This is a genomic window from Corynebacterium sp. HMSC063A05, assembly GCF_001809695.1.
Classification (GTDB): domain Bacteria; phylum Actinomycetota; class Actinomycetes; order Mycobacteriales; family Mycobacteriaceae; genus Corynebacterium; species Corynebacterium amycolatum.
Map to the genome: position 1 here is coordinate 100256 of NZ_KV798510.1, position 12220 is coordinate 112475.

The 12220-nt window shown below is 58.0% G+C and carries 11 protein-coding genes; 3 read left to right on the top strand and 8 right to left on the bottom strand.

Going from position 1 to position 12220, the window contains the following annotated elements; translation table 11 throughout:
• Positions 1 to 110: 110 nt before the first annotated feature.
• The 7 genes from HMPREF2651_RS09235 to HMPREF2651_RS09265 all read right to left on the bottom strand — a co-directional run bounded on the left by HMPREF2651_RS09235 (position 111) and on the right by HMPREF2651_RS09265 (position 8581).
• Complete coding sequence (locus HMPREF2651_RS09235; protein WP_049182139.1) at positions 111 to 1685, bottom strand: UDP-N-acetylmuramoyl-L-alanyl-D-glutamate--2,6-diaminopimelate ligase; 1575 nt, start codon at positions 1683 to 1685, stop codon at positions 111 to 113.
• A gap of 138 nt (positions 1686 to 1823) precedes the next feature.
• Positions 1824 to 3905: a peptidoglycan D,D-transpeptidase FtsI family protein gene (locus tag HMPREF2651_RS09240; protein ID WP_080972917.1), complete on the bottom strand. Its 2082-nt coding sequence runs from the start codon at positions 3903 to 3905 to the stop codon at positions 1824 to 1826.
• 170 nt (positions 3906 to 4075) lie between these two features.
• A complete protein-coding gene (locus HMPREF2651_RS09245; RefSeq protein ID WP_049182142.1) occupies positions 4076 to 4912 on the bottom strand; it encodes a cell division protein FtsL in 837 nt (278 codons plus the stop codon).
• Positions 4913 to 4977: 65 nt separating this feature from the next.
• A complete protein-coding gene (gene rsmH / locus HMPREF2651_RS09250) occupies positions 4978 to 6018 on the bottom strand; it encodes a 16S rRNA (cytosine(1402)-N(4))-methyltransferase RsmH (RefSeq protein ID WP_049182143.1) in 1041 nt (346 codons plus the stop codon).
• A gap of 260 nt (positions 6019 to 6278) precedes the next feature.
• Positions 6279 to 6710 carry a division/cell wall cluster transcriptional repressor MraZ gene (gene mraZ, locus HMPREF2651_RS09255; protein ID WP_005510286.1) on the bottom strand — a complete coding sequence of 144 codons (432 nt, stop codon included), beginning with the start codon at positions 6708 to 6710 and terminating at the stop codon, positions 6279 to 6281.
• A 708-nt stretch (positions 6711 to 7418) separates the two neighbouring features.
• Complete coding sequence (locus tag HMPREF2651_RS09260; protein ID WP_049182176.1) at positions 7419 to 7862, bottom strand: DUF3040 domain-containing protein; 444 nt, start codon at positions 7860 to 7862, stop codon at positions 7419 to 7421.
• Positions 7863 to 8092: 230 nt separating this feature from the next.
• A complete protein-coding gene (locus tag HMPREF2651_RS09265) occupies positions 8093 to 8581 on the bottom strand; it encodes an SAV_6107 family HEPN domain-containing protein (protein WP_049182145.1) in 489 nt (162 codons plus the stop codon).
• Between the two features lie 206 nt (positions 8582 to 8787).
• Between HMPREF2651_RS09265 and HMPREF2651_RS09270 the strand changes: the two genes are divergently transcribed.
• Both HMPREF2651_RS09270 and HMPREF2651_RS09275 read left to right on the top strand, forming a co-directional pair.
• A complete protein-coding gene (locus HMPREF2651_RS09270) occupies positions 8788 to 9378 on the top strand; it encodes a GNAT family N-acetyltransferase (RefSeq protein WP_049182147.1) in 591 nt (196 codons plus the stop codon).
• A complete protein-coding gene (locus tag HMPREF2651_RS09275) occupies positions 9359 to 10033 on the top strand; it encodes an LppM family (lipo)protein (RefSeq protein WP_049182148.1) in 675 nt (224 codons plus the stop codon). The genes HMPREF2651_RS09270 and HMPREF2651_RS09275 overlap by 20 nt, the downstream gene beginning before the upstream one ends.
• A 3-nt stretch (positions 10034 to 10036) precedes the next feature.
• Here the strand turns inward: HMPREF2651_RS09275 and metF are convergent, their stop codons facing one another.
• Positions 10037 to 11023, bottom strand: a complete 987-nt coding sequence (metF, locus tag HMPREF2651_RS09280) for a methylenetetrahydrofolate reductase [NAD(P)H] (protein WP_049182149.1) — start codon at positions 11021 to 11023, stop codon at positions 10037 to 10039.
• Positions 11024 to 11089: 66 nt separating this feature from the next.
• On the opposite strand from metF, the gene HMPREF2651_RS09285 reads away from it, so the two are divergent.
• Positions 11090 to 12202 carry a polyprenyl synthetase family protein gene (locus HMPREF2651_RS09285; protein WP_049182151.1) on the top strand — a complete coding sequence of 371 codons (1113 nt, stop codon included), beginning with the start codon at positions 11090 to 11092 and terminating at the stop codon, positions 12200 to 12202.
• Positions 12203 to 12220 lie beyond the last annotated feature (18 nt).

The following is a 12220-nucleotide window of genomic DNA, read 5'->3' on the forward strand; positions in this document are numbered from 1 at the left end:
TAGAGTTCCAGGCGCCTAGTAAAGGATGATTTCTTGATTTTATTCGCTTACCGCGAGTGGTTCGCGGTAGGCATGTCAGGTAGTGTGCTTCCTCAGCGATTTCGGCAATCTCAATCAGCGAATCCTTCCAGTCGCTGTGTGAGTGCTTCAGCCAGCTGTTCACGGTCATCGAACGGGTGAATCACGCCACCGATATCCTGGCCGGTTTCGTGCCCTTTGCCTGCCACCACGATGCTGTCGCCGCTGCGGGCAAGCTCGACGACACGGCGAATTGCCTGGCCACGATCGCCGATTTCCTCAACAACCGTGTCAGAACTGGCCTTGCCGCTGGCAACGGCTTCCTTCGCACCAGCGACCACGGCCGCACGGATTTCAGAGGGCACCTCAGAGCGTGGATTGTCATCAGTGATGATGACGACATCGGCACCGCAAGCAGCCTCAGCTCCCATAATTGGACGCTTGGCACTATCGCGGTCGCCACCGGCGCCGACGACAACCAACACGCGACCTTCGGTCTGTGCACGCAATGTGGCCAACACCTCAGCTACTGCGGCTGGCTTGTGGGCATAGTCCACCACAGCCAGGAAGTCCTGTCCGCGATCGATGCGCTCCATCCGACCCGGCACACGTACCTGTGCCAGACCGCTCTTGGCCGCGTCATTGGCATGCCTAACCGCATCGAGCACAGCCCAGGCAACTGTGGCATTGGCAACGTTGAAAGCACCCGGCAGAGGAACTTCCACCTCAACTGTGTGAGTGTTATTTCGCGTTAGCTCCACATGCTGGACACCGTTAGTGGCGACAGTGGCTGCAGCGGCGTGCCATTCTGCAAAGACCTCGGCAGCTGGCATCTTGTCGGTTACGCGATGCTGAGTATGGACAGTGGTGACTTGGACATCCGGGTCGCCGGCAGCGATATCCGCCATGCGGACACCCCAGTCGTCGTCGATGCACACGACAGCCTTCGGTGCATGTGTCGGACCTGCAGGATCAAAGAGCTTGGCCTTGGCTTGGAAATACTCTTCCAAGGTCTTGTGGAAGTCCAGATGATCCTGCGAGAGGTTGAGGAAACATCCGACGTTGAAACTGACGCCGTCGACACGCCCCAACGACAGTGCGTGAGAAGAAACCTCCATGACAACGTGCGTCACGCCTTCAGAAAGCATCTGGTGGAACAGGCGCTGGAGGGCCGGAGCCTCTGGGGTAGTCAGGCTCGACGGAACGGCACGGCCATTGATGCGCGTGCCGGTAGTACCAATGATGCCTGTCGAGCATCCAGCTGCCAGCAGCGCGCCCTCCAGCATGTAGGTCGTGGTGGTCTTGCCAGAGGTGCCGGTAACTCCAATGATGGTCAGTGAATCCGAGGGGTGATCGTAGATTTCTGCAGCAACGTGCCCCATGACAGCCCGGACATCGTCGACGACCAGGACTGGGCGAGTCTCCCCGGCTTCCCGCAGGATTTTCAGACCTTCCTCATCAGTCAGAATCGCTGTAGCAGCCGACTGCTGCGCGTAACGCGCACCGTGCGTGCGAGTACCTGGGACGGCAGCAAACATTCCGCCTTCAGGTACGTCGGCAGCGTTGAGTTCGATTGCGGCGATATCCGTTCCTGCCGCCGCGGATTCGGTAATGCCGTCAAGTCGGCCATGCGCGAGGTTACACAATTTCGCAAGGGTGGCGGTCATTGGCTGTTCCCTCTTTCAAGTCAGTCGTTGGTGTACAACAGGTTGGAAAAATTCAAGAGATTCACTTTGCAGAAACCAAAGTAATAAAAGTCTGTGTATTAGTGCTGTCGCTGTAACTTCATTGTGGTGGTGACCTCGTTACGGCTGCAGCAACAACTTGCCCTCGCGGGGTGGCGACGGCGGTACGTTGTAGCGATTGAGCGCCCAGGCGGCAATGTCCTTAAACAGTGGGGCTGCCGACTGGCCACCTTCGCCATGGACACCGCGCTGGGGTTCATCAAGCATGATGCCAATGACAAAACGGGGATCGTCGGCAGGCGCGATACCTGCAAATGTGATGTGGTACTTGGAATTCGAGTACGCGCCGGTGTCGGGGTCGACCTTCTGCGCCGTACCTGTCTTGCCTGTGAGCGAGTATCCCTCAATACTATTGCCGGCAGCGGTACCCGACTGCTGCCCCGTGGGATCAGACTGCATAACGCCTTCAAACATGGCGCGCACAGTTTGGGCCGTCTCCGGGCTAACCACACGCACTGTTTCCGGGCGCTCTGTTGCCGTCTTCGTGCCGTCCGGGGAAATTGTCGAGCGAATCATACGCGGCGGGATGCGCTCGCCATCGTTGGCGATAGCCTGGAAAACTCCTGTCATCTGCAGCAGTGTCATGGCCATACCCTGACCAATGGGCAGGTTCGCAAACGTACCGCCGGACCACTGCGGACGCTGCGGCACCAAGCCGGAAGATTCACTGGGCAACTCGATACCCGTGGACTGCCCCAGCCCGAAGAGGTGCAGCATCTCAGCGAAGCGGTCCTGACCCAAACGCTCTGCCAGCATTAGGGTGCCGACGTTGGAAGACTTGCCGAATACACCGGTCGTCGTGAAAGCTTCCGTTCCGTGGTCCCATGCATCGCGCACCGTGACACCCGCCATATCAATAGTGCCCGGGACCTGCAGAACCTCATCGGGTGTGGTCTTGCCGTCTTCGATAGCGGCCGCGGCGGTAATGATCTTTGCTACAGAGCCGGGCTCAAATGGGTTCGATACCGCGGAGTTTCCGATAGTGCGACCCTCTTCGAGCTCGGCCCCCATATCCTTATTCGGGTTAGCCGTGTCCGCCTGCGCCATTGCTAGCACTTCGCCGGTCTTCGCGTCGAGCACAACTGCCGACGCATCTTTCGCTCCCGAGTTGGCCTTCGCCTGGTTGACCTGCTGCTGGACAAAGTACTGCATGTCTAGGTCCAGGGTCAGCTCGTATGTCGTACCGTCCACAGCCGCGTGAACATCGCGCGTGGATCCCGGGATTGCCACGCCGTTGGAGGCGATATCAATGGTCTTGCCACCGTTAATACCCTGCAAAGTGGCATCACGAGAGGCTTCAAAGCCGAACTGGCCGACGCCATCCATGCCAATCTTGCCGATGACGTTAGCCGCCGTCGCCCCATTCGGGTACTGGCGAATATCCTGACGCTCCGCCACCAGTTCCGGATACTTTTCCACGATGGCGGCGGCCTTGTCCGGATCGACATTACGCACGAGCACCTCGTAGGTGCTGTCCTCATTGCGCAGCTTCTCTAGAATGTCCTTCGAGCTCACCCGGGACGGCGCGCTCATCACCGAGTTCTCCTCGGTTTCGGGTTCCGCTTGACGACGGCGACTGCTTCCCGACTTCTCCGCGTCGATGTCGGCCACGTCGAGTAGCTTCGGCAAATCCTTGGCGATCTGCTCGAGGCGTTCATCGTAGGCAGCGACATCATCCGGGCGCTGCTTATGTGCGTCCCCAATCCACTTGCGCAAAGTGTTCGGGTGCACGGTAATACTGCGTGCCTCCATCGTGAAGGCAAGCTGAGCTCCATTACGGTCGAGAATCGCACCGCGCCGAGCTGCATCAACAACTTCCACCGTGCGCTGATTCTGTGCCGCCGCAGAAAGGTCAGGACCTGCGACGAGCTGCACCCAAGCCAAACGGGAGACCAGCACTACGACTGCGATAGCGCCTATAAACTGCAGCCAGTTGCGACGCCGGATGAAGTCCTTATTACTAATGCGCATTTTTTCGCGCGGGGGCACGCTTCGGTTGGTATTAGCATCGAGCCTCCGGCTGCGCTGACCATCCCGAACTCGACTTTGGTCTCTGCGCTCACGGGATGTAATTCGGTAAGCACGTTCGCCGAAGTCATACCCCCCTCCACGGTTGGGGTAGTCGTCTTCAGATCGAATCATGCGCTAGTGCTTTCTACTAAGTCGATTCTCCCGCGCGCGATAACGTTAGGCGGTATTCCCTGCCATCGCGAGTACTGAATTAATTAGTCTACAGTCGCCTGACCAGAAACAGTGGAACCGCCAGAATATCGGACAGTTGGCCAGTTTGGCCGTGTTTAGTTTCTAAGTTCCTACGGTGCTGGAGCTGGCTCGGGTGCCGGTGCTTCCGGTACTTCCGGCACCGAGGCTGGCGCTTCGGGCGCTTCCGGAGCTGGCGCTGGAGCTTCAGCCTCAGGCGCGGGTGCCGGAGCCGGAGCCGGCGCAGGTGCTGGTGCGGGTGCGGGTGCGTGGTTCTGCGGCGCATACGGAGCAGTAGCCGGCAACCCGTTCGGACGTGGATGCGCTTCCTCAATAGCCGGTGCCTGCATCCCCGGAACATTCTCGGTGTCCTTCGGGTTCGACGACGGCGCATGCGGATTATTCGGCGACTCACTGTTGAGGTCGATAATCTTCTGCTGCTTCTCATCGCCCGGTCGCACTTCCACGACCTTGCCTTCCGGGTCAGTAGTTAAAACGGCAGGCTGCTCCGGATTAACCATGCCCTCTTCCACGGCGCGCTGAGCGATAGCTCCAGTGGACTTCATGTACGCCACGTCGCGCTCGAGCACCTCCAGCTGGTTACGCAGCTCCTTTTCCTTGGTCTGCGCAGCATCCAGCTGCAAGGATGTCGAGGTCGAAATACCAGACAGGAACATCGCCATCACGATGCCCGCGACAACGAGAAAAATCATTAGAGCCGCACCGGCAAACTTGTGGCTATCCCTCGAGGACGTCGTAACGCGACGCCCCCGCACCGAGATAACCTGCTGAGAACCTGTGCGCCCAAACCGCCGACGCTGATAAAGATCCTTTTCCGTGCGGGCGCTGCGACCGCGCTGACGAGTCTTCGTTTTGGCACCGGCGACGGTTGCAGACGCGCCGCGGGAGGTGCGCCGGGTGGGGGCGTGCTCCGTGATTGTCGTTGCCATGCTCGAAAGTTCTCCCAGTACTTAGATTGTGAAGGGTTCGTTTGGTGCGGTTGGAAAGGGTTGGGTCAGTCGGCTCGAATTCGCTCGATACAGCGAACTCGTACCGGCGCGGCTCGGGGGTTGTCTTCGATCTCGCTTGCCGACGCCTTCTCCGCACCTCTCGTGATGAGAGAAAAGTGCGGTTCATGCCCCGGAAGCTCCATCGGGAGCCCCGGTGGGGTTGTCGACTTCACACGCTCCGCAAAGTCCTTCTTAACGATGCGGTCTTCCAGACTCTGGTAGCTCATGAACACTGCACGCCCATCGACTGCGAGTGCATCGCAGACCTGCGGCAGCACATTTTCTAGAGCTTCAAGCTCACGATTTACCTCGATACGAAGAGCCTGGAACGTACGTTTGGCCGGGTGTCCGCCCTTACGGCGAGATGCCGCCGGAATGGTTTCGTAGAGCAGCTCAACCAGACGGCCGGAGCTGGTAAACGGTTCCTTTTCCCGCTCACGCAGGATTGCCGAGGCAATCTTGCCGGCGAAGCGCTCGTCGCCGTAAGTCGAAAGGATGCGCGCGATATCACCGTGCGAATAGGTATTGAGCACATCCGCTGCGGTAATCCCCTGGCTTGCATCCATGCGCATGTCCAGCGGGGCGTCGACTCGGTAGGCGAATCCACGATTGACCTGATCAAGCTGCATCGAGGAAACACCGAGATCGAAAAGCGCACCTGCGATGCCCTTCTCAGCGGCGCGGGCAAGAATGTTCTCCGCGCCACTTCCACCAGCGGCTGCAGGAATTTCACCACTGAGCACCTCGGCGAGCGAATCAAAACGCACACGGAACCCTACAAAGCGATCACCGAAGCACGCGAGACGCTCTTCTGCCCCGCGCAATGCATTGTCATCGCGATCGAGTCCAACAACGCAGAGCTTCGGGAACTGCTCCAACAGATATTCCGTGTGCCCACCGGCACCAAGAGTGCCGTCGACAACTACTGCGTCGTCACCCAGCGCCTCGATGCCCGGGCGCAACAAATCAGTTACTCGATGAAGCAAAACGGGGACATGACCAAACTCGCCGGACTTGCGATCATCCGCAGGCGCCGATCCGTTCATTTCCCCCTCCTCACCGGGTATGTTTGTACTGGTCAGAGAATCTATCGAGTGTATTCCCGGTTTGCTTGACGACGAGTGCCGCGCCAGCAACCAGACCACACCTCATGTGCACTACTGGGAATGCCGCTATCGGTGCTTAAACAAAAAGCGGGGATGTTCACAGGGCCCCGCCTGACAGAACCTGGTATCGGGGAAGTACACCAGGGGCTATCAGGCAGAGTCCATGCGGACATTCCCTCTTTTCGGTTATTTCAAGCGGTTTATAAAACGCCGAACAGCGAGTCATCCTCACCTTCGGAGAAATCAGCTTCATGCTCCGCTTGGTAGGCCTCCCAGGACTCTTTGTCCCAGATCTCCAGAAAGTCAATAGAACCGATAACCACACACTCTTTGGAGAGATTCGCGTACCGACGGTGATCCATCGATAGCGTGATTCGCCCGGAACCATCGGGGCGCTGCTCATCGGTACTCGCCGCAAGATTTCGGATGAAAGCTCGCGCCTTGGCATTCGTCCGAGAGGCCTTAGTGGCCCGCTGAGCTAGTTTGACGAACTCCTCTTTCGGATACACCGCCAGAGAATGATCCTGCCCTTTAGTGACCATCAGGCCACCTGCGAGATCCTCGCGGAACTTCGCCGGCAACGTCAGGCGCCCTTTGTCATCAAGCTTCGGAGTATAGGTGCCCAGAAACATGCGTCACTGGCCTCCTATCCCCGTGTCAACCTCAATGTCAACGCACAAACGCTTACCAAATTCAGGGATTTAGGCATTGCCTTCAAGCAGAGCCGGAGGGCCGTGCTTTTCCCGCCGTGCCAAAATCTCGCCAAACTTTAAGCGCAAATCGGATATTCACTTCTGCAATGTTGACCAACCTCAATCAACATCATGCCCCACTTTACCCCACTATCCGCCACTATCAACACAAGAAGGAGAAAAATAGCCGCAATATCAGCGCAACCCCACCGCCGCGACATCTGGTTTAACCCACTTGACATGGGCTTTTAAAGAAACTCCTCGGCAATTAAAGTGCGAACAAAAAGTGGGTCACCCACCCGCAACCCCACAGGTAACGACGCCACACCAACCACATAGTTAACAACAGGCGGCCCACACCCCAATACACACCACTTACCTACTAAAAACCATCCAGATTCAACCTGGTCGCCGGACTTAGCCCGCTGAACTGCAACTTTGTATCGCCGGAGCCAAACTCTCAGGAATGCCGGCGACGACTGCAGACAAGAATTCCTCCACCCCAATGGCTAAGTGGGGGAAAGTGGGGACTCGCGGTGGGGCAAAGTGGGTGAGATCCTGTGGAGACGATTCGCGTCTAGAAAAACAAAAAAGTGAGGGCAAGCCACCACTGGCTTGCCCTCACTTTTTATCTTTGAGGCCTGTCCCCTAACGCCCCTCGAAGCGGCCACGGAAACGTGATTCCAACGTGGAATCACCAGAGGAACCACGACCACCCGAGGCTCCTCGACGACTCTTTGCCGCTCCAGACTTAGACTTTCCAAAGTTCAGCCCCGAAGCAGAACTAGACTTCTCCTGCTTACCGGCGCCGGTCAGAGCCCAAACGCCGGAACCGAACATAAGACCAAAGCCGGCTACCGACAACACAATGAACCAATTGCTTACAGAGAAAAGAGCGACGCCGCCAATCAGCATCAGCAGACCAAGGAGCATGAGCGCAAAAACCTGGAGCGAAAACCCACGGGGTGCGCTGTTTTCCTCCGGAAAGCTGAACGCATTTCCGGCCATCGTCGAACTAAATCTAGGATCCTCAGCGTAGAGTGCAGACTCGATTTCGTCGAGCATCCGCTGTTCGTGCTCAGATAGTCCCACAATTCCTCCATCGCCTACTTGAGCATTGCCCACCGCGATACTGGCGAGCCTCGACCCTTCAACTAACAGTGCCGATACAGCAAAGTTAATCACAGGCCACCTGCTGCTAACGCGGCGTCCGTTAGCTTCATTCTTACCCCTTCAACGGGTGACTCACCCCTATTGTTCCATGAATCCCAACAATCCCCCATTTATTTAGGAAAGCAACGCTCTAACACGCTCCCACCGGCTTACGCAGCCGCGGACAGAACACCCAGCTCGGCCCGGACAGCCCCCAAGAATGCACAACTTAAATCCCACAACTCCTGTGCCCGCCGCGAGTCAATGCGACGCGAAATACCCAACCGGACTTCCTCACGCAGTGCGGTGAACTGCTCGAATTTGGTGACCCAGCTATCAAATTCGGGCTGCTCTTTCCTTAAACGCAACCAGGCACTCTGTGTTGCCGAACGACGACGCCTAACTGCTGAGCCTGAACGAGAGCCCGAGCCAGAACCCCCAGCCGCCGATGCATCGTCGCGATTCAACAGCGCGCCTGCGCAGCGCAGTGCCGCACAGTAGGAAAGCTCCAGCATCTCATCAGAGCCGGCATTCCGAGCATTCACTAGCAGAGCCTCTGCCCGCCCCAGCAGCTCCAGCGATTGCTTTGAGACACCGACCGGGGCGACCGAACCCGACTGCGAAATCGCCCTAAACTCCACGACGTTCGACCTTGCCACCGCCCTGCTTCTCCTTTCACACAGCATTCACATGAGCACAGATTTTCCGCTTCCCCTTAGCGGGATTGACTGCAATCTATCCCCAACCCCGGACTACGCCAGACATACTTTCGCACACCTGTTCGACTCGATGTTATTGCAGTAATCTCACAACTAAGTTCGTCTAAGTCGCTAATCTGGTCACTGTGAAATACAGCGTGGTTCCGATGACAGCAGGAGACTTCAATCTCCGCCTGCAAGAAGCAGTGGCTCTCTACATCACCGCGATGCAGTACAACCCCGCGATCTTGCCCGGTCGTCTCCATGAATGGCAGAAGCAAACCACTCAACCCGGCTTCATGGCTGCTGCAGCCATAGCTCACCCCGAAGAGCTCTCCCCTGCCCAGGCTCTCCGCGACCCGCGCTGCAGGTTGGTTGGCATCGGCTACTGCCGCACAGGATTGGACACGCACTGGTGGTATCGCCAGGTAAGAGATGGACTGCTCATGGACGGGCGCTCGCTACCGGACGTCGTCAAGCTCTTGGGCAACTACGCCGAACTGTCTGAGATTCACATACATCCCAGCTTTCAGGGGCGGGGACTCGGTAAACGGCTGCTCCGCGAGTTGGTCGATTCCCGCCCAGAGACGCGAGTTCTGTTGTCAACGCCGGAATACCCGAATGAGGCCAATAGGGCATGGCAGCTCTACCGCCAATTTGGCTTCAAGGATGTTTTAAGGAACTTTTATTTCACAGGGGACTCCCGTCCCTTTGCAGTTCTAGGAGTAGATCTTCCCCGTGACATCATCACCGAGTGAACCTTCCACACCACGTCGACGGCTTTCGCCTCTGCGCATTGCCACAGCAATGGCAGGGATTGCCGCCATCTTGCCGCTCAGCGGCTGCTTTGACGCGCAGGCTGGCATTACCATTTCCGGCGACGACAGGGTCTCGGGCACAATTCACGTAACGCCCACGGAGGAAGTCCGTTCCCAATTTGAGCAGTGGCAAGTGCCGGAAGATCTCTCCGACCGCGTCTCACAGGGAGAAATCGACTCCTCCACGGGAAAGATGGAAGTCTCGTTCAACGAGCTGCACTTCATTGAACTCACCGATACGCTCCGACAGCTTTCCGACGATCGCATAGACATCGACCTAGACCGTACCGGTGGCGGCAAGATTTCGATGAACGGTCACATGGATTTGACTCATCTGCCCGGCGCGAAGGTTGATTTCGTCGTCGCGTTCCCGGAGCAGGTTACTGACTCCAATGGCCGCCAGACCGAACCGAACAAGGTGGAGTGGCAGCTCGCCAGTGGCGAGAACCATAATGTATGGGCTTCGTCGCCGGCTGGATCCACCAAGCGGAATCAATTCCTCTTGTTTGCCGGTGTGACCACAGCCGCCGGTGTCCTGGCTTCAGTACTAGGCGTCCTGTGGGCGCGAAGAATCCGCGACATGCAGGACTTTTAGCAATTAAAAACCGCCGCGCAGCATATCCTGGCCGGTGCCCCATGCGGGTGCCATGCCGAGGTTGTGCAAAACCTCCTGGGAGGCGCGGGCGAAGTTCATAGTCATAAAGTGCAGCCCCGGCACGCCTTCGGCGATGAGACGCTCTGCCATGTTGGTCGAAAACTCGATACCAATCTTGCGAATCTCATCCTTATTGGCCTGCTCGTCACCATCTGCTGCCTTAATCAGGCGTTCCTCCAAATCGGATGGCAACTGAGCCCCTGAGAGCTCAACCTGCCTGCGCACTGAGCGCAGCGACGTAATCGGCATCAGCCCCGGAATGATGGGCTTGACACCGTGCACTGGGTCGGCTTCCGCCAGGCGGTCTCGAAGGCGCAAGTAGTGCTCAATATCGAAGAACATCTGCGTAATCGAGTATTCGGCTCCCGCGCGCAGCTTGGCCAGCGTGTACTGCGTGTCATGGTCCAAATCCGGCGAGCGGTAGTGTCCCTCCGGAAACGACGCAATGCCGATTTCAAACTTCTCGAACTCCGATTCGGCCTTAATCAGCTCAATCAATTCGCTGGCGTAGTGCAGACCCCCTTCGGTCTCCATCCAAGGGCCAAGCGGGTCTCCCGGCGGATCACCACGTAGAACGAGCAGATTCGTCAGCCCCGCGCTGAGGTAAGAACGCAGGATTTCTCGCAGCTCGTCGACGGTGTGCTCTACCAATGTCAGGTGCACAAGCGTTGTAAGCGGCTGCTTCGAAACGCGCTGGGCGATTCGCAGGGTGCGGTCGCGGCTAGAACCACCGGCGCCGTATGTCACCGATGCAAAGGAGGCGCCAAGATCATGGAAAGCCTCAGCTGCTCGGAGAAGACGTTCCTCGGCCGCGTCGTCACGCGGAGGCATGAACTCGACCGAGAAGGGAATACTGCCCGCGCTCGGCATTGAAAGAGCCTGGCGGATCGTCACTTGGCGGCCTGGCGACAGTGGCATTGTTGAGGACATAGTCACTCATACTAAGCGGTGTCCTATTCTTGAGTCAGCATTACCCGTCATCGACGAGAGGCTCACATGAGCGAAGAACTGGATTTGGCCGCGCTGCAGCCCCGCGAAGTACCAGCTGCTGTTACCAAAACGCTGGAGAATTACCTCAAAAGCCGTGGCGACGATGTCGCGTCGGTCGATGCGGTGTACACCGAGGCCATAGATTCGCTCCACTCCTTCGTCCTCAATGGGGGCAAGCGCGTGCGTCCAGCCTTCGCCTGGCAGGGGTGGTTGGGAGCAGGCGGACTCGAAGGCCGTTTCTCCCCAGCAGAGGATTCCCAGGCTGTGATGAACGCGGTGAGTGCCCTGGAGCTCATTCAAGCCTGCGCACTCATTCATGACGACATCATCGATGACGCTGATACGCGCCGTGGCGCACCGACTATCCACAAGGTATTCGAGGCCAAGCACGAGGCCAATAGCTGGAATGGAGCCGCCGACCGCTTCGGTATTTCGGCCGCAATTCTCATTGGCGATGTCGCTTTGACCTGGGCTGATGACATGATGCACTCTTCAGGTCTCAGCTCGGAGGCACTAACCCGCGCACTTGTCCCCTGGCGGGCTATGCGCACTGAAGTACTTGGCGGCCAACTGCTCGATATCACGGCCGAAGCCAGCCGGGACAGTCGCGTCGAGACCGCTGAGAAAATCAATCTGTTCAAGACCGCCGCCTACACCATCGAGCGGCCTCTCCACATTGGTGCCGCGATTGCCGGCGCGCCAGCGGAATTGGTTGAGGCCTACCGCAGCTTCGGCCGCGATATCGGCGTGGCATTCCAGCTCCGCGACGATCAGCTTGGCGTTTTCGGTGATCCCGAAGTCACGGGCAAGCCCGCCGGCGATGACCTCCGCGAGGGCAAGCGAACCGTCCTGGTCGGCCAGGCTTTGAGCCTCTACCGCGATTCCGCACCTGAAAAGGCCCGCTTTATCGATGAACGCCTGGGAACAGTCTCGTCTGCTGCAGAAATCGATGAGCTACGCAATCTTATCGCTGAATCCGGAGCTGCCGATGCTGTCGAACGTGAAATTGACCGCCTGACCAGCCGCGCTTTCTCCACTATCGAGAATGCAGACCTGCCTGCAACCTCGCGCGAGAACCTCATTGCTATGGGCGTTCGCGCCACCGCTCGTCAGCATTAGACCAGGTGTTGCGTAGTC

Excerpts from the sequence above, each read along its gene's own strand:
- HMPREF2651_RS09235 (WP_049182139.1), bottom strand. The coding sequence starts at position 1,685 with ATGACCGCCACCCTTGCGAAATTGTGTAACCTCGCGCATGGCCGACTT.
- HMPREF2651_RS09240 (WP_080972917.1), bottom strand. The coding sequence starts at position 3,905 with ATGATTCGATCTGAAGACGACTACCCCAACCGTGGAGGGGGGTATGAC.
- HMPREF2651_RS09245 (WP_049182142.1), bottom strand. The coding sequence starts at position 4,912 with ATGGCAACGACAATCACGGAGCACGCCCCCACCCGGCGCACCTCCCGC.
- rsmH (WP_049182143.1), bottom strand. The coding sequence starts at position 6,018 with ATGAACGGATCGGCGCCTGCGGATGATCGCAAGTCCGGCGAGTTTGGT.
- mraZ (WP_005510286.1), bottom strand. The coding sequence starts at position 6,710 with ATGTTTCTGGGCACCTATACTCCGAAGCTTGATGACAAAGGGCGCCTG.
- HMPREF2651_RS09270 (WP_049182147.1), top strand. The coding sequence starts at position 8,788 with ATGACAGCAGGAGACTTCAATCTCCGCCTGCAAGAAGCAGTGGCTCTC.
- metF (WP_049182149.1), bottom strand. The coding sequence starts at position 11,023 with ATGTCCTCAACAATGCCACTGTCGCCAGGCCGCCAAGTGACGATCCGC.
- HMPREF2651_RS09285 (WP_049182151.1), top strand. The coding sequence starts at position 11,090 with ATGAGCGAAGAACTGGATTTGGCCGCGCTGCAGCCCCGCGAAGTACCA.